Source organism: Paeniglutamicibacter kerguelensis (assembly GCF_017876535.1).
GTDB classification, from domain to species: Bacteria; Actinomycetota; Actinomycetes; order Actinomycetales; family Micrococcaceae; genus Paeniglutamicibacter; species Paeniglutamicibacter kerguelensis.
Map to the genome: position 1 here is coordinate 496,949 of NZ_JAGIOF010000001.1, position 23,083 is coordinate 520,031.

Genomic DNA, 23,083 nt, shown 5'->3' on the forward strand with positions numbered 1-23,083 from the left:
TGGGGCTACTGCTCGGTGGCGGGTGCCGCCATCTGGTCGCGTAGTCCGGGTTCCTTGCGAAGACCCGTGAGTCCATACCAAGCGAGGTTGACCACATGGGCCGCTACCGTGCGCTTGTCGGGATGCCGTGCATCAAGCCACCACTGGGCGGTCATGGCGACCATGCCCACCAGCATCTGCGCATAAATCGAGCCGTCTTCGGCGCTGAAGCCGCGGCGTGAGAACTCGTCGGCCAGAATGTGCTCAACCTGTTCAGTGACCTTGGTCAACAGTGTTGAGTATGTGCCTTCGGGCTGCGACGGGGGAGCATCTCGCACGAGAATGCGAAAGCCTTCGGTGCAGTCCTCTATGTAGGTCAAGAGAGCGAGCGCAGCCTTCTCGAGCAACACGCGCGAAGAATCATCGCCGGAAAGAGAATCAGTGATGCGCGTCAGCAACTCCCTGTACTCGTTGGTCACCACCTCCATATAGAGGGCTTCCTTGGAGCTGAAGTGTTCATAGACAACGGGCTTCGATACCCCGGCGGCGGTGGCGATTTCCTCGATGGTGGTTCCGTCAACCCCGCGCAGGGAGAACAACTGACGAGCGATATCGAGCAGTTGTAGTCGTCGCTGGACCCCGGTCATTCGGGTGCGGGGGCGTTGAATGGCACTCATGTACTTCATCGTACGCAGGAAAAGCCGATTGTCGGGCTACAGACGGTCGGGACACGCATGGGCACCAAGTCGCATCAAAGGTCCCAGTCGTGGCAGAATAGTTGACTGTGTCCTAGAGCAGGCCTCGAAGCACAATCCGCCCTGGTGTAATTGGCAGCACCCCAGCCTTTGGAGCTGTGGAGTATAGGTTCGAGTCCTATGGGCGGAACGCATCACCCAATGAAATTCTTGGTGAAATTCACAAGATAGAATGGTGAAGCCAGGCTGGGCCGGTCCGGCTAGCCAAAGTACAGGGAGTACAAATCTTGAGCGTTCAAGCCAACGCACCAGCTGCCGTCATTGTCCTAGCCGCAGGCGCGGGAACCAGAATGAAATCGGCTAAGCCCAAGATCCTTCACGAAATCAGTGGTCGCTCCATGCTCGGGCATGCGATTGCTGCCGCGCGTGGCCTGGAACCCTCAAAGCTCGTTGCAGTGGTACGCCACGAACGTGAACGCGTTGTCGAGCACCTCCTGCAGATCCTCCCGGATGCGATCATCGCCGATCAGGACGAGATCCCTGGCACCGGACGTGCGGTACAGCTGGGCCTGGAAAAGCTGGATGAGAGCCTTGAAGGCACCGTCGTGGTGACCTACGGCGACGTCCCATTGCTGACGACCGAACTGTTGTCGGAACTCGTGGAAGTACACGACAGCGAAGGCAACGCCGTGACGGTTCTTACCGCGCTGCTTGACGACGCCACCGGATACGGCCGCATCCTTCGCGCCGCGGACGGCACCGTCACCGGCATCCGCGAACACAAGGACGCCAGCGACGAAGAACGCGCCATTCGCGAAGTCAATTCCGGTATCTATGCATTCGACGCCGAAATCCTGCGCACGGCACTGAACGAAGTCACCACGGAAAACGCCCAGGGCGAGATGTACCTCACCGACGTTTTGGGCATCGCCCGGGCAAACGGCGGCCGCGTGGCAGCGGTTGTCACCGAGGACCGCTGGCAGGTCGAAGGCGCGAACGATCGTGTCCAGCTTGCGGCTTTGGGCAAGGAAATGAACCGACGCACCCTCGAAGCCTGGATGCGCGCCGGGGTCAGCATCATTGACCCGGCCACCACCTGGATCGATGTCGAGGTCGCACTTTCCAACGATGTCACCATCAAGCCGGGCACCCAGCTCCATGGCACCACCGCGATCGGCACCGATGCGGTCATCGGCCCGGACACCACCTTGACCGACACCTCCGTGGGCCGCGGCGCCACGATCGTTCGTTCGGATGTCACGGGCTCAATTATTTCCGAGGGCGCAACGGTGGGTCCGTTTGCCTATGTGCGCCCCAAGACCAATCTTGGCCCCGACGCCAAGATCGGCGCCTTCTACGAAACCAAGAACGTCGTTGTTGGCCGTGGATCGAAGCTCTCGCACCTTGGCTACGCCGGGGATGCCGAAATCGGTGAATTCACCAACATCGGCTGTGGCAACATCACCGCCAACTACGACGGGGTCAACAAACACCGCACCGTCATTGGCTCGCACGTGCGCACCGCCTCCAACACCGTCTTTGTCGCCCCCGTGACCATTGGCGACGGCGCATACACCGGAGCCGGTGCCATCGTACGCAAGAACGTTCCGGCGGGGGCGCTTGCCCTCTCCGTGGCACCGCAACATAATGCCGAGGGCTGGACGCTTGCCAAGCGCCCGGGTTCCCCCGCTGCAGAAGCTGCTTTCAAGTCGGCCCTTGATTCCGGTGTAGCCACCGAATCAGCGGATTCGGCAAAGTAAAACCAATCACCTTCGATCCCCGTTCGAGCGAGAAAGCGATCCCATGAGCGAATTGAGCCATAACGTCGATAAGAAGCTGGTTCTAGCTTCAGGGCGTGCCCACCCGGAACTAGCCGAGGAGGTGGCAGCGGCGCTTGGCACCGAATTGCTTCCGATCAGCGCATATGACTTCGCCAACGGCGAGATCTACGTTCGTTCGGGCGAGTCTGTACGCGGCAAGGATGTCTTTGTCATCCAGGCCCACCCTGCACCGCTGAACAACTGGCTTATGGAGCAGCTGATCATGGTTGACTCCATGAAGCGCGCCTCCGCCCGTCGCATCACCGTTGTGGCACCGTTCTACCCGTACGCCCGCCAGGACAAGAAGGGACGCGGCCGCGAGCCGATCTCGGCCCGTTTGGTCGCCGACCTGTTCAAGGCCGCCGGCGCGGACCGCATCATGAGCGTCGACCTGCACACTGCGCAGATCCAGGGCTTCTTCGACGGCCCGGTCGACCACCTCTTTGCCATCCCGCTGCTGGCGGATTACATTCGCGACCTGGTCGGCGACGACCAGGTGACCGTTGTTTCCCCGGACACCGGGCGAGTCCGCGTTGCCGAGCAGTGGGCCGAACGCTTGGGCGGCGCCCCGCTGGCCTTCGTGCACAAGTCCCGCGACCTCACCGTCCCGAACCAGGCAGTGTCCAAGACCGTTGTCGGCCAGATCGAGGGTCGCACCTGCGTGCTGATCGATGACATGATCGACACCGGCGGAACCATCGCCGGCGCTGTGAAGGTGCTGAAGGATGCAGGCGCCAAGGATGTCATCATCGCCGCCACCCACGCGGTCTTCTCCGACCCGGCAGCCCAGCGCCTTGCCGAATGTGGTGCGCGCGAAGTTGTTGTCACCAATACGCTTCCGATTCCGGAATCCAAGCGCTTCGACACCCTCAAGGTGCTTTCGATTGCTCCGTTGCTGGCCCGCGCCATCAAGGAAGTTTTCGAAGACGGCTCGGTCACCAGCTTGTTCGACGGCAACGCCTAAGGCCAACGCCTCATAGGTTTTACGAGGACCTCCCGACGCCCGCCCGGCGTCGGGAGGTCCTCGTTTTCGTTGGTGCTTCGCTGCCGGGGAATGCCACGATTACCTTGTCCAACGCAACTCCTGCTAAAATCAATGCTTGTGCCCAGGCGAGGGAACTGCATGCAAATGCGGGTCCGTTATCGACGAGGCTAGAAACGCATGTAGCGTCCTTCTCCTGAAGAGGAAATGGATGATGTTGCTTCTAGGCCCGAGCGGGGCAAGAACCAATTCATCATCTTCCATTAGGAGAAATCATGAGCAAGATCATCACGCTTGACGGCGAACTGCGCACCGACTTCGGTAAGGGTGCCGCACGCCAGGCCCGCCGCGCCGGGAAGATCCCTGCAGTCATCTACGGTCACGGCACCGAAGCAGTACGCGTTCTGCTTCCGGCCGCTGCAACCACCCTTGCTGTTCGTGGCGCCAACGCCCTGCTGAACATCTCCGTTGACGGCGAAGACACCGTCACCCTGGTGAAGGACATCCAGCGCCACGCCCTGCGCCAGACCGTTGACCACCTTGACCTCCTGATCGTCAAGAAGGGCGAAAAGGTTACCGTTGAGGTTTCCGTTCACGTCCAGGGCGACCTCGTTGCTGGCGCTTCCCTGTCGCTGGACCACGCCGTCATCGCCGTTGAAGCCGAAGCTGTTGCACTTCCGGAGTTCGTTGTTGCCAACGTCGCTGGCATTGCCGCGGGCTCGCACATCCTGGCCTCGGACCTGGTTCTTCCGGAAGGCACCGCACTGGCCATCCCGGGCGACGTTGTTATTGCAACCGTCGACGCAGTAGCTTCTGAAGCCGACTCAGCAGCATCTGCCGAGTAATCTTCGGGTATTTTTCATCGCATGACTAGCGATACCTGGCTTGTAGCCGGGCTCGGGAACCCCGGGCCCGGCTACGCGCATAATAGGCACAATGTCGGGCAGATGGTTGTTGATGAATTGGCTTCCCGAATGGGCGGCAAATTCAAGACCCACAGTTCGCGCTCCCAAATCCTTGAGGGACGGCTGGGGATCGGCGGGCCGAGATTGATCTTGGCCAAGCCCATGACGTACATGAATCTTTCCGGGGGACCGGTGGGCAACCTGGCCAAGTTCTTCGGCATCGATGCAACCCACGTCATCGCCGTGCACGACGAGATTGACATCCCCTTTGACACCGTCAAGCTCAAGCTTGGTGGCGGCGAAGGCGGGCACAACGGGCTGCGGGATATTTCCAAGGCTCTGGGAACCAAGGACTATCTGAGGGTGAGAGTCGGTGTGGGGCGTCCTCCCGGACGCATGGAAACCGCCGACTACGTGCTGAAGGACTTTTCCAAGGATGAGAAGAAAGATCTTCCTTTCCTAGTCGATAACTCAGCGGATGCAGTGGAGTATCTGGTGCGCCTGGGGCTTGAAGCTGCTCAACTGAAGGTTCACACTTCGTAACAAGGGCGGGCCGGACAGGCCTCCACCCCGCTCTGACAGCGGTAGACGGAAATAGTAGTACTCCGAATGCTGATTCATCAATTTGTTCAACCATCGTGTAGCTCCTAGAATGATCTAGTGCCTTTTTGGCCCCAAAGACTAGGGGCCGGTAGTGGGCGGCCTCCGAGACTGGGCCACCCCCATCCTGCTACCGGCCTCTTTTTTGTGCCCGCGGAGCGTGGGTAAGGTTTGGCTTAGGTGCCCACGCCGCCACGGCGTGGGACAATTAGCGAAGAAATTGATGCCGTAATCAAGATGCGATTTCTGGCGAGGCAACCATCATAATGGCGGCGCCCGCGGGGACGCTTCGGCATGAAATCAGACTTCGGAGGATTCCACAGTGTCCAGTGCATCGCCCCAGCCGCAAGATGCCCACATCGAACGACTCGATGACCTTGAGATATCGCGTCTTCGAGCAGATTTTCCGATCCTTGAGCGCAGCATCAACGGCTCGGCCCTGATTTACCTGGACTCCGGTGCCACGTCGCAAAAACCCAGTTGCGTGTACGAAGCGGAACAGCACTACTACGAGAGCTTCAACGCCGCGGTCCACCGTGGGGCGCACTCGCTGGCAGTTGAAGCCACCGACATTTTCGAGCAAGCACGTTCAACGGTCTCCAACTTCATCGGTGCCAACGAAAACGAACTTGTTTGGACCTCAAACGCCACCGAGGCACTGAACCTCATCACCTATTCCTTCGCCAACGCCAGTGCCGGCCTTGGCGGGGAAGCCGCCAAACGCTTTGCGTTGGGGGAAGGCGACGAAATCGTAGTGACGGAACTCGAACACCACGCCAACCTGATTCCTTGGCAGGAACTTGCCGCCCGCACCGGCGCCACGTTGAAGTACATTCCCGTTGACGAACACGGCGCGCTGCGCATGGATCTGGCCGAACAGATCATTTCTGCGCGTACGCGCGTGCTCGCCTTCACCCATGTTTCCAATGTCCTGGGCTCGATCACCGACGTGTCGGCACTGGTGGCGTTGGCTCGCAACGTCGGGGCGCTCACCGTCCTCGACGGCTGCCAGTCGGTTCCGCACCTGCCAGTCGACGTCAAGAAGCTCGACGTCGACTTCATGGCATTCTCCGGCCACAAGATGCTTGGTCCCACCGGCATCGGCGGACTGTACGGGCGGAGTGAGTTGCTCGATGCCATGCCACCGTTCCTGACCGGCGGGTCGATGATCACCTCCGTCACCATGGAGAAGGCCGAATTCCTCCCGGCACCCATGCGTTTCGAGGCGGGCACGCAGCGTATTTCGCAGGCCCACGGGCTGGCCACCGCAGTGTCCTACCTGGAAGAGGTGGGCATGGACAGGGTTGCAGCCTGGGAGGAACACCTGGGCGAGCGAATGCTCACCGGCTTGCGGCAAATCCCCGGAATTCGGGTACTCGGGCCAGAAGCCGGGGCTGCCCGCATCGGCACTGCGCCGTTTACCGTTGACGGCGTGCACCCGCATGACGTAGGCCAATTCCTCGATGCCCGCGGCATCGCCGTGCGCGTGGGGCACCATTGCGCGCAGCCGCTGCACCGTGCGCTTGGCGTCAACGCCAGCACAAGGGCCAGCACCTACCTCTACAACACCACTAGCGACATCGACGCGCTGCTCAATGCGGTGGCCGATGTGTGCGGATACTTCGGAGTCAGCAAGTGAGCGAACTAGACCAGCTGTACCAGCAGATCATTCTGGAACATGCCAAGGCCCGGCATGGCGACGGGCTCAACGAGGCCCCGGAGGGTTGTTCGCACGGAGAATCGATGCAGCACAACCCCGTGTGCGGGGATCAAATCCGTTTGCGTGTCCAGCTTGAGGGCACCACGCTGAAGGACATCTCCTGGGAGGGCGACGGCTGCTCCATCTCGATGGCCTCGGCATCCGTGCTCTCGGAAATGGCCAGTGGCCTTGAACGGGACGAATTCATTGGCATCCTCGAGGAGTTCCGCGAACTGATGCGCTCCCGCGGTGCACGCGAGGCGAACGAGGAAATCCTGGGCGACGCCGCGGCGTTCGCCGGGGTCTCAAAGTTCCCTGCACGCGTCAAATGCGCGATGCTTTCCTGGGTTGCAGCAGAGGCAGCGTTGCTGGCGGCGAATTCCCAAGCCTGACCCCGCCCGTTGTAGCCTGTTGGGCGGACAACGCCCAGGCGAGGCCGTACTCCGGTTGCAGAAAAAGGGCCTTGGTCCTGCCCCCGATGAAGAATCGGTTGCAGGACCAAGGCCCTTTCCAGTGCAGCGGGCTTGTCTCCCGGCTGTTACTGGAAGACGTCCGGGATGCCGTCGTGGTTCTTGTCCACGGCGTTGCGCTCGGCAATCAGGCGGTAGCGGCGGTCGCGTGGACGCAGCCACAGGGATCCGAGTATTGCGGCCAGCAGTGAGGCAAGAAGGACCGCGACCTTGGCGTGGTCGTAGTGCGGGGACTCGAGTCCGAACGATAATTCCGAGACCAGCAGCGAGACGGTGAAGCCGATGCCGGCCAGGAAGGTGACGCCGAGCAGGTCGCCCCACCTGACGTCGGGGTCGAGGTTCGCATGGACGCTGCGGGTCACAAGCCAGGTGGCGCTCATGATGCCTATTGGCTTGCCGAAGAGCAGGCCGAAAACGATGCCCCAGAGCACCGTGTCGCCGAACGCGGAGGCGATGCCGCTGGCGCCCCCGATGGCAACGCCGGCCGCGAAGAAGGCGAAGACCGGAACGCAGAAGCCGCTAGAAAGCGGGCGGAAACGGTGCTCGAACTTCTCGGCCAGGCCCGGCTTCTCCGGCTCGTCCTTGCGCAGGACCGGAACGCAGAATCCAAGGACAACGCCGGCGATCGTCGCGTGCACGCCGGACCCGAAGACCAAGGCCCAGCTGACGGCACCCAGCGGCAACAGGATGAGCCACGGTGCCCACCGCTTGGAAGCGAAGAACTTGGGCCACCGGTGGGTCAGGAACGCGTAGAGGGCGATCGGCACGATGGCCATCAACAGGTATGGGGGACGCAGGTCGTCGGTGAAGACGAAGGCGATGATCACGATGGCGATGAGGTCGTCGACCACGGCCAGGGTCAGCAGGAAGATGCGCAACGGTGAAGGCAAGTTCGAGCCGATGACGGCCAGGACGGCCACGGCAAACGCGATGTCGGTGGCGGTGGGAATCGCCCAGCCGCGCAGGGTTTCCCCGCCGGTGGAGGCATTCATGGCAACGAAGATCAGCGCCGGGACCAGCACGCCGCCGAAGGCCGCGGCGACGGGAACGACGGCGCGTTTGAAATCGCGCAGGTCGCCGGCAACGAATTCCTTCTTCAGTTCGAGCCCGACCAGGAAGAAGAACACGGCCAGCAGGCCGTCCGCGGCCCAGTGGCCGAGCGAAAGGTTCAAGTCGATGCCGGCGATCTCGAAGCCGATGTGGAAGTCCCGAAGCGCGAAGTAGCTGTCCGCTGCGGGGGAATTGGCCCAGATGAGGGCGACGACTGCGCCGAAGATGAGCACCATGCCGCCGACGGTTTCCTTGCGAAGGATTTCACCAATGCGAAGGCTTTCGGAGTAGCTGCCGAGGCCAAGGACCGTTCGGGGTTTTGGGGTGGGCGGTTGAGGCTGGCTCATGGATGTTCATCGATTCTTCTCGGGTACGTTGAATTATCGCCGACCAGACTTCCCGGCACACCAGAGACCACAGTATCGGAAAAAATCAGATGTGTGCACATTTTTTGGCATGGGGGCCGGCTTCGGCCGCCGGTTTTCGGCCCCGTTGGTCCAAGAAACCGGGTGCCCAAAACGGCGGACCGACACCGTCCAGCCGCGAGTGAGAGGTTGGAAGATGCCGGTCCGGGGAATCGGTCTCCGGTGGTCAAACCGGGCCGAGTGGGCGCTGGCTAGCCGCGTTCAATCCATGAGGAGACGGTGTTGCCCTGCAAGGCAAGCGCCTTGGAGATGAACGGCTCGGCCGCAGAAGCGATTTTTCCGCCAACGAACGGGATCGAGGAGGAAACCGTTGCTTCGATGCCCAGGGCGGAGCCCTCGGCGCTAGCGCGCAGCGATTCGGAACCGGCGACCGAAACCGGCAGGGAGCCGACGGTGACCTTCAAGGTGGCATCGCGGGAACCATCGGCGGCCGGGGCTGTCCAAGACTCGACCTGGGTGACCTCAACGGTCTGCCCGACGAACTTCCGGGCAATCTCCGGCGCGCGATCGGTCGGCAGGGACCTGACGGTGGTCAGGGTGAAGGCTGCTGCGACGTCGCCGGCCACCTCAAAACTCTTCAGTTCGCCACCGACCATGGTGGTCAGGTGTTCAGCGAATGCGCGATCGGTCAATGTGGCGATGACGGCCGCGGGGGCGTGCATCAGATCAGTGGTGGCATTAAGTGCCATAAGGCAAACTCCGTATAGATAGATCGGCCAAAGCAAACGTTCTTGCGCCTCCAAGAGTACCCGTGCCGACAGGTCGGAGCTGTACGCTTGGATATGCGCACCCCGGGATTCGAATGGAATTCCGGGTAGTTGTGTTGTGCGCGGGAACCGGTTTTTCGAAAGGTAGCTAGTCGATGGCGCTTCATGGTCTGCGCAGTGCACTGCGAGCCGACACGTCTTTTTCAAGGGTGCATTCCAACGCGGCGACCGGCTACGCGACGCGGGCCAACCAGCTGGAGATCGCCGCCCCGACCGGCATGCGGCCGGTCATCACCGCGGAAACGCTTGAGGCCCTGCAGTCAAAGGTGCCGGGAGCCGTGGTGCTCGCGGTGACGGCCACCGGGCGCGAGGCCGAGGACCTCAGCGCCGGGCTGCGCAGCTACCTGCCCGATGAAGCAATCGCCGAGTTCCCGTCCTGGGAGACGCTCCCGCACGAACGGCTCTCGCCGCGTTCGGACACCGTCGGACGCCGCCTGGCCGTGCTGCGCCGCCTGGAGCTGAAGGACCCTGGCCTGAAGGTCATCGTTGCCCCGGTCCGGGCCGTCATCCAACCCCTGGTGGCGGGGCTTGGCAAACTCGAGACCGTCGACCTGAAGGTGGGGGACGAATACCCTTTCTCCGCGGTGGTCAGGGCCCTGGCGGATGCCGCGTATGCGCGGGTCGACATGGTCACCCACCGCGGCGAGTTCGCCGTGCGCGGCGGCATCCTCGACGTCTTCCCGCCGACCTACGCGCACCCGGTGCGCATCGACTTCTTTGGCGACGAGATTGAGGCCATGCGCTTCTTCTCGATCGCCGACCAGCGCTCGCTCGATTCCGAGGCGCCGGTGCAGATCCAGGCCCCGCCCTGCCGCGAGCTGCTGATTACGCCAGCCGTCATGTCCAAGGCCGCCAGGCTGCAGGAGCACATGCCCGCGGCCCGCGACATGCTGGCCAAGATCGCCGGCGGCATTGCGGTGGAGGGCATGGAGTCTCTGGCCCCGCTGCTGGTCGATTCCATGGTGCCGCTGCTGAGCCAGCTGCCCGCCGAATCCATCGCCCTGGTCATGGAGCCCGAACGTGTGCGTGCCCGCGCCCACGACCTGGAAGCGACAAACGCCGAATTCCTCGCCGCGGCCTGGGCCACGGCCTCCGACGGCGGGGCCGCGCCGCTGGACCTCAGCCAGGCGCAGGCGCAGGCCGCCGCCGATGAACTGGAGGCCGGCAACTTCACCTCGCTGGCCAAGACCCTGCTCGACGCGCAGGAGGCGAAGGTGTCCTGGTGGACGCTGACCTCCCTGGGCAGTGACACGGAGCTTCTGCCGGAGGTCGACGCCATCCGTCTCGACGCTCGCGAGCCGCGCGGCTACCAGGGCGACGTGGCGGAGATGATGCAGTTCATTTCCTCGCGCATCAAGGACAATTGGCGCCTGGTCGTCGCCACCGACGGGCCGGGCCCGGCGCAGCGACTTGCCGAGCTCTTCCACGACGCGGACATCCCCACGCACCGGATCGATTCGCTTGAGGGCGAGCCGACCGAGGGGCTCATCGAGATCACGACGGCGCAGGCGGGCCGCGGCTTTGTGCTCGATTCGCTGAAGCTCGGCCTGCTCACCGAGGCCGACCTGCTGGGCCGCTCCAGCGCGTACGCGCCGCGCGGCGCCAAGCGCATGGCGGTCAAGCGGCGCAACGCGGTTGACCCGTTGTCCCTGGTCGAGGGCGACTACGTGGTCCACGAACAGCACGGCATCGCCAAGTTCGTCGAACTCATCGCCCGCAAGGTTGCCGGCGGCACCGACGCCAAGCGCGAGTACCTGGTGCTCGAATACGCGCCGTCCAAGCGCGGGGCGCCGGGGGACAAGCTCTTTGTCCCCACCGACCAGCTGGACCAGGTCACCCGCTACGTCGGCGGCGAGGCGCCGAGCCTGTCCAAGATGGGCGGCTCGGACTGGGCCAGCACCAAGTCCAAGGCGCGCAAGGCCGTCAAGGAGATCGCCGGGGACCTGATCCGGCTCTACTCCGCCCGCATGGCTTCCCGCGGGCACTCGTTCGCCAAGGACACCCCGTGGCAGTCGGAGCTGGAGGAGGCCTTCGCCTATGTGGAGACCCCGGACCAGCTGACCACCATCAACGAGGTCAAGGCGGACATGGAGCGGGAGATTCCGATGGACCGGCTCATCTCCGGCGACGTGGGCTTCGGCAAGACCGAGATCGCGGTGCGCGCCGCGTTCAAGGCCGTGCAGGATTCCAAGCAGGTCGCCGTGCTGGTGCCCACCACGCTGCTGGCCTCCCAGCACCACCAGACCTTCACCGACCGCTACTCGGGCTTCCCGGTGCGCGTGCGCACGCTCTCGCGCTTCCAGAGCGCGAAGGAATCCAAGGACATCGTCGAGGGGTTGAAGAACGGGAGCGTCGACGTGGTCATCGGCACCCACCGGCTGCTCTCGGACACCGTCCAGTTCAAGGACCTGGGGCTGGTGATCGTCGACGAGGAGCAGCGCTTCGGCGTCGAGCACAAGGAGCAGCTCAAGAAGATGCGCACCAACGTGGACGTGCTTTCCATGTCCGCGACGCCGATCCCGCGCACCCTGGAGATGAGCCTGACCGGCATCCGCGAGACCTCCACGCTGGCGACCCCGCCGGAGGAGCGCCACCCGGTGCTCACCTACGTGGGCCCACGCACCGACAAGCAGATCTCGGCGGCGATCCGCCGCGAGCTGATGCGCGACGGCCAGGTGTTCTTTGTGCACAACCGGGTTTCCTCGATCGATGCGATCGCCGCCGAGTTGCGCGAACTGGTGCCCGAGGCGCGCGTGGAGGTGGCGCACGGCAAGATGAGCGAGTCCCGGCTGGAGAAGATCATCCAGGACTTCTGGGAGAAGAAGTTCGACGTGCTGGTCTCCACCACGATCATCGAGACCGGCCTGGACATCTCGAATGCGAACACGCTGATCGTGGACCGGGCGGACAACTACGGCCTGTCGCAGCTGCACCAGCTGCGCGGGCGCGTGGGCCGCGGGCGCGAGCGCGCGTACGCCTACTTCCTGTGGAACGCGGAGAAGCCGCTGGGCGAGGTGGCGCTGGAACGGCTCAAGGCCGTGGCCGCGCACAACGAGCTGGGCTCCGGCTACCAGCTGGCCATGAAGGACCTGGAGATCCGCGGCGCCGGCAACCTGCTGGGCGGGGAGCAGTCCGGCCACATCGCCGGGGTCGGGTTCGATTTGTACCTGCGCCTGGTCGGCGAGGCCGTGGCCGAATACAAGGGCGACGCCGACGAGAAGACGGCGGAGATGAAGATCGAGCTTCCGGTCAACGCCCACCTGCCGCACGACTACGTGCCGGGGGAGCGGTTGCGACTGGAGGCCTACCGCAAGATCGCCGCGGCGACCGACTTCGAGGGGCTGGCGGAGGTGCACGCCGAGTTGGTGGACCGCTACGGCCAGCCGCCGGCTCCGGTGGTGAACCTGCTTGAGGTCGCGCGCATCAGGATTCGCGCCCGCGCCCTGGGGCTGACCGACGTGGGCATGGTCGGCAACTTCATCAAGTTCGCCCCCGCGGCCATCGAGAACCTGCCCGATTCTCGGCAGCTGCGCCTGGCGCGCATGTACAAGGGTGCCGCCGACAAGCCGGCGCTGGATGCGATCTTCGTCCCGAAGCCCAAGACCTCCGCGGTCGGCGGGCGCGACCTGGTGGACGAGGAGATCCTGGACTGGGTCTCCGGGGTGCTGTCCAACATCTTCGAATCCGAGCCGCTGAAAGCGAAGAGCTAGCGTCCGCAGGGTTCCCGAGTAGGTGCCCGAAACGTAAATACGCCCTTCCCGGCCGTGGCCGGGAAGGGCGTATTGCGTGATGGATGGTTACTTGTCGCCGTGGTGGATCAGCACCGGGCAGTGCGCGTGGGCCGCCAGCGAGCTGGAGACCGAGCCGAGCAGCAGGCCCTTGAAGCCGCCGCGGCCGCGGGTTCCTATGACCAGCATCGCCGCGTCCTTGGATGCCTCGATGAGCGTGGGGGCCGCGGGGCCCATGGTCACCAAGCGCTCCAGGTGCTCCGGAACGTCGTCGCCGAAGGCCTCGGTGATGGCCTCGTCGAGGGCGGCCCGCGCGTCGGCCTCGGGGTTCCACTCGGGGGTGTAGTCCTCGAGCGCAATGCGGGGCAGCCAGGATGCGAATGCCTGCAGCTCATGGCCTAGTGCCTTGGACAGCGGCGCCGCGTAGCGAAGCGCTGCGATCGACTGCGGGGATCCGTCGACTCCGACGATGACCTTAGTGCGTGGGGCGTTTTCCATGTACGGCTCTCATTTCTGCAAGCGGGGCTCTTCTTCGGATCTCCGGCGATCCGTCTTGTGCACCATCGTACCCGTTCCCACATGGTCTTTTCTACAAGCCGTAGAAAAGTTGTGCCGTGTCCCGCGGCGGTGGAGTTTGTGGCGTCCCCGGGTGCGGGAGGGCACAAAAAACCAGGGCGCACGGTTCCCGAATCCGCCGCGACGGCGGGGTTCGGGGACTGCGCGCCCTGGTTGAAGACCGGGCTTTAGCGCTCCGAGGCGGTCTTGGCCGGGGAGCGGTCGGACATGCCCAGGATGTGCTGCGGGACGGCCCAGGCCAGAACGGTCAGCGCGAGGCATGAGAGGCCCGGGATCCAGGCGTTTTCCAGCGTCCAGAAGGACAGCGCGTAGATCGCGGCGCAGAAGATTGCCAGGAACACCAGGGTTGCAATGAAGTTGCCGACGAAGCGTCCCTGGCCCGAGTGAGCCACATTCTTGCCGTTCGAGTACACAGCGATTCTCCTTGAGTCTGTTTTCAGTGCCCGGGAGCGTACGTCTTAGTACCCCTCGGTGCCTTGTTCACCCTCTACAATAGCAACTCCGGAGCTGGATCCGAGCCTCGTGGCGCCGGCGGCGATCATGGCGCGGGCGGTTTCCAGCGAGCGGACCCCGCCGGAGGCCTTGACGCCGAGATCGGGTCCCACGGTGGCGCGCATCAGGGCCACGTCCTCGAGAGTTGCCCCGCCGCCGGCAAACCCGGTGGAGGTCTTCACGAAATCGGCTCCGGCAGCCACCGAGGCTCGGCAGGCCAGCACCTTTTCGTCGTCGGTGAGCAGCGCCGTCTCGATGATGACCTTCAGGATGGCCCCGTCCTCGTGCACGGCGTCGGCGATCGCCGAAATGTCGGCGACCAGTGCCGCCTCGTCACCGGCCTTCGCCGCGGCGATGTTGATGACCATGTCGATCTCGTTGGCGCCGTCGGCGATGGCGCCGCGGGCCTCAAAGACCTTCGATGCGGTGGTGGTGGCACCGAACGGGAAGCCGATCACCGAGCAGGTCAGCACGCCGGAGCCGGCCAGCGCGGCGGTCACCGTGGAAACCCAGAGCGGGTTCACGCAGACCGACTTGAAGTTGTACTTGGCGGCCTCGGCGCAGATGCGCTCGATGTCGGCGCGGGAGGCGTCGGCATTCAGGATGGTGTGGTCGATGTAGGAGGCGATGTTTTCGATGTTCGGCTCGGTGCTCATGCTTGGGACTACTCCTGTGGTTCTGGTGTGGGGGAACGGATGGGAAGGGCGGGGGTGCGGGCGCCGGAGGCATCCGCGGGATGCGCTAGGCGCGCAACATTAGCAAAAGTTCGTGCTTGATGGACTCAAGCCGGACCCGGCCGGCCGTGCGCAGGACCGGGAGGTCGGCGGCGTCGGCGACCGGCGCGATGACCTCCAGGTAGCACTTGAGCTTGGGCTCGGTGCCCGAGGGGCGCACGATGACCCGGGTCCCGGCGTCGGTGAGGAACAGCAGCCCGTCGGTCGGCGGCAGGTGCGCACCGAGGCCCAGGTCCTCGAATTCGACGATGGCTTCCCCGGCAAGCGACTGCGGCGGGGTGCCGCGCAGCGCATCCATCATGGTGCCCAGCAGGCCAAGGTCCTTGACCCGGACCGAGAGCTGGTCGGTCTGGTGCAAGCCGTGGGCCAGCGCCAGCTGGTCGAGCACCTGCGGGAAGCCGGAGCCCGCGGCCTTGAGTTCGGCCGCGTATTCGGCCAGCAGCAGGGCCGCGGAAATGCCGTCCTTGTCGCGCACCAGATCCGGGGCGACGCAGTAGCCGAGGGCCTCCTCGTAGCCGAAGGCCAGGTGCGGGGCGCGGGAAATCCACTTGAAGCCGGTCAGCGTCTGTTCGTGCTTCAGCCCGCTGGCCGCCGCGATGGAGGCCAGCATGCGCGAGGAGACGATCGAGTTGGCGAAGACGGAAGTAGGGTCGGCAGCCGGTGCCAGTCGGGCGCCGAGCAGCCAGCCGACCTCGTCCCCGCGCAGCATGCGCCAGCCGGTGCCGGGGAATTCCACGGCACCGGCGCAGCGGTCGGCATCCGGGTCGTTGGCGATGACCAGGTCGGCACCGGTTTCCTTGGCGAGCTCCACGGCAAGGTCGATGGCGCCGGGTTCCTCCGGGTTGGGGAACGCGACGGTGGGGAATTCCGGGTCGGGGTGTTCCTGCTCGGGCACGATGGCAACCCGGGTGAAACCCGAGGCCGCGAAGCCCTGGGACATGGTGTGCCCACCGACCCCGTGCATCGGGGTCAGCACGATCTTCAGGCCGGCGCGCGCGGCGTCCAGGTCAGCGGTCGCCTCGCCGCCGGGGGCGGTGAGCAGCGCGGTGACCTTGGACAGGTAGGCGGCCTCGATGTCTCCGGCCTCGCCGCCGCCGGGCAACACGTCCCAGCCGGATTCGGCCAGGGTGATGGCGTCGATCGGCTCGTCGTGGTCGATCAGCGCGGCGATCTGCGCGTCGGTGGGCGTGACGATCTGCGCGCCGCGGCCCCAGCCGGACTCGACGCGCCCGCCCAGGTACACTTTGTATCCGTTGTCGGCGGGCGGGTTGTGGCTGGCGGTGACCATGATGCCGGCCTCGGCGTCCAGTGCGCGCACGGCCCAGGCCAGCACCGGGGTGGGCAGCGGCAGCGGCATCAGCGACACCCGCACGCCGGCCGCGGTGAGGATCGCGGCGGATTCGCGGGCGAACTTGTCCGAGTTGTGCCTGGCGTCGAACCCGACCACCGCGCTGGGGACGTAGCTTCCCGCTGCGCGTTCGACCAGGAAGCGCCCGATGCCCGCGGCGGTGCGGCGCACCACCATGGAGTTCATCCGGTTGGGGCCGGCGCCCAGCTCGGCGCGCAGGCCCGCCGTGCCGAAGGCGAGGTTCCCCGCGAACCTGTCTTCCAGTTCCTCCAGCGCCTCGGCTTCCCCGGCGCGCACGCGCCAGCACAGGCCGCGCAGTTGTGCCTGCGTCTGCGCGTCGGGATCCTGGTCCGCCCAGGCCGCTGCGCGATCCAGCAACTCGGTGTGGTGGAGGTTTTGGCTCATGGGGCGGGTCCTTAGGTCGGTTGGGGGAGAAAGGAACGAAGGCAATGCGGTCCGGGTGGTCGGGGCGCGCCGTTGGGCGCCGCGACCACCCGGGGCCGGATTTTGCTAGAGCTTGGCGACGATGTCGGCCAGCAGTGCGGAGATGCGCGGGCCGGCGGCGGCGCCGGCCTCGATGACTTCCTCGTGGCTCAGGGCGGTGTCGGAGATGCCCGCGGCCAGGTTGGTGACCAGCGAGATGCCGAAGACCTCCATGCCGGCGTGGCGTGCGGCGATGGCCTCCAGTGCGGTGGACATGCCGACCAGGTCGGCGCCGATCACCCTGGCGTACCGGACCTCGGCGGGGGTCTCGTAGTGCGGGCCGGTGAACTGCGCGTACACGCCCTCGTCCAGGGTCGGGTCGACCAGGCGGGCGAGGCCGCGGATGCGCGGGGAGTACAGGTCGGTCAGGTCCACGAACGTGGCGCCCTCCAGCGGGGAGGCCGCGGTGAGGTTGAGGTGGTCGGAGATCAGCACCGGGGTGCCGGGGGCCCAGGCCGGGTTCAACCCGCCGCAGCCGTTGGTGAGCACCAGGGTCTTGGCGCCGGCGGCGGCGGCGGTGCGCACGCCGTGGACGACGGCGCGCACGCCCTTGCCCTCGTAGAAGTGGGTGCGTGCGCCGAGCACCAGCACGCGCTTGTTGTCGCCGGTCAACACGGAGGAGATGGTGCCGACGTGGCCGGGCACGGCGGCGGCGTGGAAGCCGGGCAGCTCGGTGGCGGGGATGCGGTGGGTGGTTTCGCCGATCAGGTTCGCGGCCTCGCCCCATCCGGAGCCAAGCACCAGGGCGATGTCGTGGGCGGGTACGCCGGTAATTTCGGCGATTTTGGCGGCGGCGGCTGAGGCCAGGGCAAAGGGGTCAGTGGCGTTATCGATCACGAGGTTAAACTTACCGGCGGATACCGTACTTGTCAGCCGCCAAAGCCGCGCTGCGGGTGTGAGCTGCGGCAAGCGCCTAACGGCGGCTTCACTGGGATCTCCGGTTCCCCCGACGGCCAATGCGCCGGCGGTTGTGCACTTGGTGCCGCGGTAGGGGAGAATAAGTGATCGTGAGTGCACAACACGATTTCAGTTCCCATAGGCTTGTAATTCTAGGTGGCGGCCCCGGCGGCTATGAGGCGGCCATGGTTGGCGCTCAGCTTGGCGCGCAAGTCACCATCATCGAACGCGCCGGCATGGGCGGCTCGGCCGTCCTGACCGACGTCGTCCCGTCCAAGACGCTGATCGCCACGGCCGACGCCATGCGCCGCGTGATCGGCGGACGCGAGTTCGGCATCAAGATCGGAGATGCTTCCACCGCGGCCGTGGCCGACCTGTCGGTGGTCAACGCCCGGCTTCTGGAGCTGGCGCGGGACCAGTCCGCGGACATCCACGTGGGCCTCGAGCGGGTCGGCGTGCGCGTCGTCATCGGCGAGGGCAGGCTGCTTGACGCCAAGAGCGTCGCGGTCACCCGCGTGGACGGTAGCGTCGAGACCATCGAGGCCGACGCGCTGCTGATCTCCGTGGGCGCCCACCCGCGCGAGCTGCCCACCGCCAAGCCGGATGGCGAGCGCATCTTCAACTGGACCCAGGTCTACAACCTGAAGGAAGTTCCCGAGCACCTGATCGTCATCGGTTCCGGTGTCACGGGTGCCGAGTTCGCCTCCGCCTACAACCTGCTGGGCACCAAGGTCACCCTGGTCTCCTCGCGCGACCGCGTGCTCCCCGGCGAGGATGCCGACGCCGCCGAGGTGCTGGAGGAAGCCTTCAAGCGCAACGGCGTCAACGTGGTGGCCCAGGCCCGCGCCGAGGCCGTGGTCCGCGACGGCGACGTGGTCCGCGTGACCCTGGCCGACGGCCGGGTCATCGAGGGAAGCCACTGCCTGGTGGCGGTCGGCTCGATCCCGAACACCGAGGGCATCGGCCTGGAGGAGGCGGGAGTGAAGCTCACCGAATCCGGCCACATCAAGGTCGATGGCGTCTCGCGCACCACCGCCACCAACGTCTACGCCGCGGGCGACTGCACCGGCGTGTTCGCGCTGGCCTCGGTTGCCGCGATGCAGGGCCGCATTGCCATGGCCCACCTGTTGGGCGACTCCGTCAAGCCGTTGAAGCTCAACGAGGTCTCTTCCAACATCTTCACCTCCCCGGAGATCGCCACCGTCGGCGTGAGCGAGCGGATGGTCGCCGAGGGCAAGTACCAGGCCGACATCATCAAGCTCGACCTTGCCACCAATGCGCGGGCCAAGATGATGAACATCAACCAGGGCTTCGTGAAGATCATTTCGCGCCGCGGCTCGGGAACCGTCATCGGCGGCGTCGTGGTCGCCCCGCGCGCCTCCGAGCTGATCTTCTCGATCGCGCTGGCCGTTCACAACAAGCTGCACGTCGACGACGTGGCCGAGACGTTCACCGTGTACCCGTCGCTTTCCGGATCGATTTCCGAGGCCTCGCGCCGACTTCACGTCCACCTGTAGCCGGAGAAACCCGTCTGCGGCCGTGAGGCCGGCGACGGGCAAATGTCGGACCCCGAAGGCGGGCCCGCAGCAAACCATCGCGTTTGCCGCGGGCCCGCCTTTGTCATTCCCGGGAGTTCGGGGACGTCCTCGCATTGAGGCTGTGACCTGCCCCTCAATGTTGGGCAAGAAGCATCGTCCGGGCGATCCGAAGTGTCCACATATTGGACACAGTCGTCCATCTGGTGAACAAAAGGCATAAAGTTGTAATCTGCTTTATTCCACCAAGAGAGTCACAAGCCATGCCTACCAAGTCAGCGGTCAACGCACCGAAGGAGAACACGCGCGGGCGCGTGCTGTTCGCCAGCCTCATCGGCACCACCATCGAGTTCTTCGATTTCTACGCCTACGCCACCGCGTCGGTGCTGGTCTTCCCGACGCTGTTCTTCCCGAACGCGTCCAACGTGAACGCGATCCTTTCGTCGTTTGCCATCTTCGGTGTCGCCTTCGTGGCACGACCAGTTGGATCGGTTCTCTTTGGCCACTTCGGTGACCGGATCGGCCGCAAGGGCACCCTTGTCGCCTCGCTGCTGCTGATGGGCATCGCCACGTTCCTGATCGGCTTCCTGCCTCCGGCGCAGGGCAACTTCGTGGTGCTTGCACCGTTGATGCTGGTGCTTTTGCGCTTCGCGCAGGGCCTGGCCCTGGGCGGCGAATGGTCGGGGGCAGCGTTGCTGGCCACCGAAAACGCGCCGGCCAACAAGCGCGCCATCTACGGCACCTTCCCGCAGCTGGGCGCGCCGATCGGCTTCATCATCGCCAACGTCATTTTCGTTGTCCTGCAGACCACGCTGACCGACGAGCAGTTCATGGCCTGGGGCTGGCGCGTGCCGTTCGTGCTCTCGGCCGTCATGGTCGCCGTGGGCCTCTGGGTCCGCCTGAAGCTTGTCGAATCCGTCTCCTTCCAGAAGGTCGTCGACCAGAAGAAGGTCGCCAAGTCGCCGTTCAAGGTCACCATGAAGTACCACTGGCGCCCGGTGGTTGCCGGCACGTTCATCATGCTTGCCACCTACGTGCTCTTCTACCTGATGACCTCGTTCACGCTGACCTACGGCACCGCCCCGGCCACCCTCGAGGCCGCACGCGCCGCAGCCGAGGCCAAGGGCAAGGTCTTCGACGCGGCCGCCGAGGCCGCATTCGCCCCGGGACTGGGCATCGCCCGTCCCGAGTTCCTCACCATGCTCATCATCGGCGTCGTCTTCTTCGGCATCTTCACCGTGGTCTCGGGCCCGCTGGCCGAGAAGTTCGGCCGCCGCAAGTTCCTCATCTGGGTGACCGCGGGCATCCTGGTGTTCGCCCTTGCATGGACCCTGATGTTCGGCCCGGGCAAGGGCGCGGCCATGGCCGGCCTGATCATCGGCTTCACCCTGATGGGCCTGACCTTCGGCCCGATGGCCGCCTACCTGCCCGAGCTGTTCCCTTCGAACGTGCGCTACACGGGATCGGCGATCGCCTACAACATGTCCTCGGTCATCGGTGCGGCTCCCGCGTCGTTCATTGCCATCGCCCTGTGGCAGGTCGGCGGCGGAAACACCGTCTGGGTCGGCGCCTACCTGGCCCTGGGCGCGGTGCTGACGCTCGTCGCGCTGTTCCTGACCAAGGACACCACAAACGTCGACTTCGAGAACAACGTCTCGTAGCTCGAACACGCCCAGGCCGCCGACAAGCGGCTTCCGAGGCAAGGTCGCGGCGCCCGCAACCCCCACAAGGGGTTGCGGGCGCCGCGGTGCTTTAACCGAGGCCCAGCAGGGGGCTATTCGCCGACAACCCCGTCTATGCTTTCGCGCAGCAAGTCGGCGTGCCCGTTGTGGCGGGAGTATTCCTCGATGAGGTGGGTGATGATCCAGCGCACCGAAACCTCCCCGTGGCGCGCAACCCTCACGCACTTCTCGAGCGGCTGCTGGATCAGCGCGGCGTCGCTGAACGCAGTTTCCCTGCGCCAGGACTTCCATGAGCGTTGCACCAGGGCTTCGGTGGCCGCCGGGTGCTTGAAGTCGGTGTCGTGGCCATCCTCATGCCAATACAGCGGCGGATCGGGTTGCCCCAGCAGGTGCGACCTGACCCAGAACCGCTCGAGGTCCGTCAGGTGCCGCACCAGCCCCAGGAGCGACATGGTCGAGGGGGACACCGGGCGCGAAGACAGCGCGATGTGGTCAAGGCCCGCACACTTGGCCTCGAGTGTTTGCCGCTGGTAGGCCAGGAACCCCAGGAGCGTATCGCGCTCGCTGCCGCAGGCCGGAGGATTCACGCGCGGGTCCTGCTCGATCGAGGCAAACATCGGTGTGCTCATGGGCTACAGCTTAGGCACACGACCCGCTGGCGGTGCAACGGGTTTGACCGGCTGTTGTGGAGCAACGCAAAAAGGAATGGCAGGGTTTCCCGAACTGAACTGGCCCCCGAAAGTTGGACTCGGTAAGCAAGAGTCTACGCAGCGAGTGCCTGGGCCCGATATTCCATCGGGCTCAGGCACTCGAGCGTTAACGAGATGCGCTCGGTGTTGTACCAGCGGATGTAGTCCTTCAGGTCGGTGGTGAACGCCTCGATGCCGGCGTGCTCGTGGTGGTGGAACATTTCTTCCTTCAGGTGCCCGAAGAAGTTCTCCATCACCGCGTTGTCCAGGCAGTTGCCCTTGCGCGACATGGACTGGGCCATCCCGGCGTCGCTGAGGAGCTTCTGCCAGCTGGAGTGCTGGTACTGGAATCCCTGGTCCGAGTGCACCATCGGGGCCTCGCCGGCGGCCAGGGTCTCGATGGCCCCGATGAGTGATTGGTTGGTGAAGGCGACGGTCGGCGACTCCGAAACCGAGTAGGAAACGATCGAACGGTCAAAGAGGTCCATGACGGGCGAGAGGTAGACCTTGCGGTCCGCGACCTTGAACTCGGTCACGTCGGTCACCCACTTCAGGTTCGGCGCCGCGGTGTCGAACTCGCGCTTGAGCTTGTTCTCGGCGATCTTGCCGACCTGGCCCTTGTCGGAGGAGTAGCGGCGGCGGCTGCGGACCGTGCAGGCCAGGTTTTCCTGGCGCATCAGTTTCAGCACGGTCTTGCGGGCCACCTGCCGTCCGTCGCGGGCCAGGGTGGCGTGGATGCGCCGGTGCCCGTAGCGGCCCTTGGCCTCGGTGAAGATCCCGTGGATCCGGGTGCGGAGTTCCGCGTGCCGGTCATGGGTCTTGAGTGCTGCCTGGCGGTGGAAGAACGTGGAACGGGGCAGCCCTGCCGCGGCCAGGAGCAGGGGCAGGGGGTGGGATGCCTTGAGGGCGATCACCGCGCTGATATTCAGCGCGGTGGGTGGTTCCTCAAGGCCCGCACTTTTTTTAGGTAGGCGTTCTCGGCCTGCAGGCGCTGGTTCTCGCGGCGCAGCTTCTCGAGCTCTGTGAGTTCGGTCGGCTCGGGACTGGATGCCGCCCTCGGTCGGCCCTTGGGCTTGGGGCGCAGTCCGTCCTCGCCCTGTTCCCGGTATATTTTCGCCCAGTTGCGGACCTGGGCCGGGGAATTCAGCTGGTGCTTGAGGGCAAGGTCCATCGCGGTCGCCTCGCCGGAGAGGTACCGGCGGACGAGCTCGAGCTTGAACTCGAAGGAATACACCTGCTTGGTCGGTTTGCCTTCCAACGCTGCCCTACCCCAAATCCTGAAACGTTCCCCGAGCTTCTCAACGGCACCGGCGCTGACTCCAAGTCTTGAGGATACCGCGACATGCCCGAATCCTTCCTCGAAGAGATCGACGGCGGCCAGCCGTTGCTCGGCGGTCAATGAACTATGTGGATACATGAAAAACTCCCCGGAAGTATGGAACTGAATTATTCAGTCCAACTTCCGGGGAGCAGTTCAAACACGGGAAACCCTGCCATTCCTTTGCCTCCGGAAGACGGAAGAGCGGA

General features: G+C 64.9%; 20 protein-coding genes and 1 tRNA gene. 10 read left to right on the top strand and 11 right to left on the bottom strand.

The genetic code is table 11. From position 1 onward, the window contains the following. Nucleotides 1–5 precede the first annotated feature (5 nt). Nucleotides 6–656: a TetR/AcrR family transcriptional regulator gene (locus tag JOF47_RS02245; protein ID WP_245356218.1), complete on the bottom strand. Its 651-nt coding sequence runs from the start codon at nt 654–656 to the stop codon at nt 6–8. A 135-nt stretch (nt 657–791) separates the two neighbouring features. On the opposite strand from JOF47_RS02245, the gene JOF47_RS02250 reads away from it, so the two are divergent. The 7 genes from JOF47_RS02250 to sufU all read left to right on the top strand — a co-directional run bounded on the left by JOF47_RS02250 (nt 792) and on the right by sufU (nt 7,072). Further along, nucleotides 792–864, top strand: a tRNA-Gln gene (locus JOF47_RS02250). A 97-nt stretch (nt 865–961) separates the two neighbouring features. Next, a complete protein-coding gene (gene glmU, locus JOF47_RS02255) occupies nt 962–2,434 on the top strand; it encodes a bifunctional UDP-N-acetylglucosamine diphosphorylase/glucosamine-1-phosphate N-acetyltransferase GlmU (protein ID WP_209995691.1) in 1,473 nt (490 codons plus the stop codon). A 43-nt stretch (nt 2,435–2,477) separates the two neighbouring features. Further along, complete coding sequence (locus JOF47_RS02260) at nt 2,478–3,458, top strand: ribose-phosphate diphosphokinase (protein WP_209995692.1); 981 nt, start codon at nt 2,478–2,480, stop codon at nt 3,456–3,458. Between the two features lie 293 nt (nt 3,459–3,751). Next, nucleotides 3,752–4,321 carry a 50S ribosomal protein L25/general stress protein Ctc gene (locus JOF47_RS02265; RefSeq protein ID WP_209995694.1) on the top strand — a complete coding sequence of 190 codons (570 nt, stop codon included), beginning with the start codon at nt 3,752–3,754 and terminating at the stop codon, nt 4,319–4,321. A gap of 21 nt (nt 4,322–4,342) precedes the next feature. After that, nucleotides 4,343–4,924 (top strand): aminoacyl-tRNA hydrolase, encoded by a 582-nt coding sequence (gene pth / locus JOF47_RS02270; protein WP_209995696.1) that lies wholly within the window; start codon nt 4,343–4,345, stop codon nt 4,922–4,924. 379 nt (nt 4,925–5,303) lie between these two features. After that, entirely contained in the window at nt 5,304–6,620 is a 1,317-nt protein-coding gene (locus JOF47_RS02275; RefSeq protein ID WP_342592685.1) for a SufS family cysteine desulfurase, read from the top strand. Beyond that, a complete protein-coding gene (sufU, locus tag JOF47_RS02280; RefSeq protein WP_209995697.1) occupies nt 6,617–7,072 on the top strand; it encodes a Fe-S cluster assembly sulfur transfer protein SufU in 456 nt (151 codons plus the stop codon). The genes JOF47_RS02275 and sufU overlap by 4 nt, the downstream gene beginning before the upstream one ends. A 146-nt stretch (nt 7,073–7,218) precedes the next feature. On the opposite strand, the gene nhaA is transcribed toward sufU, so the two are convergent. Then, nucleotides 7,219–8,547: a Na+/H+ antiporter NhaA gene (gene nhaA / locus JOF47_RS02285; protein WP_209995698.1), complete on the bottom strand. Its 1,329-nt coding sequence runs from the start codon at nt 8,545–8,547 to the stop codon at nt 7,219–7,221. Nucleotides 8,548–8,816: 269 nt separating this feature from the next. Further along, a complete protein-coding gene (locus JOF47_RS02290) occupies nt 8,817–9,314 on the bottom strand; it encodes a DUF2505 domain-containing protein (protein ID WP_209995699.1) in 498 nt (165 codons plus the stop codon). A gap of 173 nt (nt 9,315–9,487) precedes the next feature. On the opposite strand from JOF47_RS02290, the gene mfd reads away from it, so the two are divergent. Continuing rightward, entirely contained in the window at nt 9,488–13,102 is a 3,615-nt protein-coding gene (gene mfd / locus JOF47_RS02295; RefSeq protein ID WP_209995700.1) for a transcription-repair coupling factor, read from the top strand. An 87-nt stretch (nt 13,103–13,189) separates the two neighbouring features. On the opposite strand, the gene JOF47_RS02300 is transcribed toward mfd, so the two are convergent. The 5 genes from JOF47_RS02300 to JOF47_RS02320 all read right to left on the bottom strand — a co-directional run bounded on the left by JOF47_RS02300 (nt 13,190) and on the right by JOF47_RS02320 (nt 17,590). After that, nucleotides 13,190–13,618, bottom strand: coding sequence for a universal stress protein (locus JOF47_RS02300; protein WP_209995701.1), 429 nt, complete (start codon nt 13,616–13,618; stop codon nt 13,190–13,192). Between the two features lie 245 nt (nt 13,619–13,863). Continuing rightward, nucleotides 13,864–14,109 carry a hypothetical protein gene (locus JOF47_RS02305; RefSeq protein ID WP_209995702.1) on the bottom strand — a complete coding sequence of 82 codons (246 nt, stop codon included), beginning with the start codon at nt 14,107–14,109 and terminating at the stop codon, nt 13,864–13,866. Nucleotides 14,110–14,154: 45 nt separating this feature from the next. After that, entirely contained in the window at nt 14,155–14,844 is a 690-nt protein-coding gene (gene deoC / locus JOF47_RS02310; RefSeq protein WP_209995703.1) for a deoxyribose-phosphate aldolase, read from the bottom strand. 85 nt (nt 14,845–14,929) lie between these two features. Continuing rightward, complete coding sequence (locus JOF47_RS02315; RefSeq protein WP_209995705.1) at nt 14,930–16,675, bottom strand: phospho-sugar mutase; 1,746 nt, start codon at nt 16,673–16,675, stop codon at nt 14,930–14,932. 105 nt (nt 16,676–16,780) lie between these two features. Then, a complete protein-coding gene (locus JOF47_RS02320) occupies nt 16,781–17,590 on the bottom strand; it encodes a purine-nucleoside phosphorylase (protein ID WP_209995707.1) in 810 nt (269 codons plus the stop codon). 170 nt (nt 17,591–17,760) lie between these two features. Between JOF47_RS02320 and JOF47_RS02325 the strand changes: the two genes are divergently transcribed. Both JOF47_RS02325 and JOF47_RS02330 read left to right on the top strand, forming a co-directional pair. After that, nucleotides 17,761–19,167, top strand: coding sequence for an NAD(P)H-quinone dehydrogenase (locus JOF47_RS02325; RefSeq protein ID WP_209995709.1), 1,407 nt, complete (start codon nt 17,761–17,763; stop codon nt 19,165–19,167). Nucleotides 19,168–19,448: 281 nt separating this feature from the next. Continuing rightward, on the top strand, nt 19,449–20,846 hold the full coding sequence (locus tag JOF47_RS02330) for an MFS transporter (protein WP_209995711.1): 1,398 nt from the start codon (nt 19,449–19,451) through the stop codon (nt 20,844–20,846). A 113-nt stretch (nt 20,847–20,959) separates the two neighbouring features. Here the strand turns inward: JOF47_RS02330 and JOF47_RS02335 are convergent, their stop codons facing one another. The 3 genes from JOF47_RS02335 to JOF47_RS21735 all read right to left on the bottom strand — a co-directional run bounded on the left by JOF47_RS02335 (nt 20,960) and on the right by JOF47_RS21735 (nt 22,973). Next, a complete protein-coding gene (locus tag JOF47_RS02335) occupies nt 20,960–21,496 on the bottom strand; it encodes a DinB family protein (protein WP_209995713.1) in 537 nt (178 codons plus the stop codon). Nucleotides 21,497–21,630: 134 nt separating this feature from the next. Then, nucleotides 21,631–22,470, bottom strand: a complete 840-nt coding sequence (locus JOF47_RS02340) for an IS3 family transposase (protein WP_342592686.1) — start codon at nt 22,468–22,470, stop codon at nt 21,631–21,633. A gap of 11 nt (nt 22,471–22,481) precedes the next feature. Continuing rightward, nucleotides 22,482–22,973, bottom strand: coding sequence for a helix-turn-helix domain-containing protein (locus tag JOF47_RS21735; RefSeq protein ID WP_245356220.1), 492 nt, complete (start codon nt 22,971–22,973; stop codon nt 22,482–22,484). Nucleotides 22,974–23,083 lie beyond the last annotated feature (110 nt).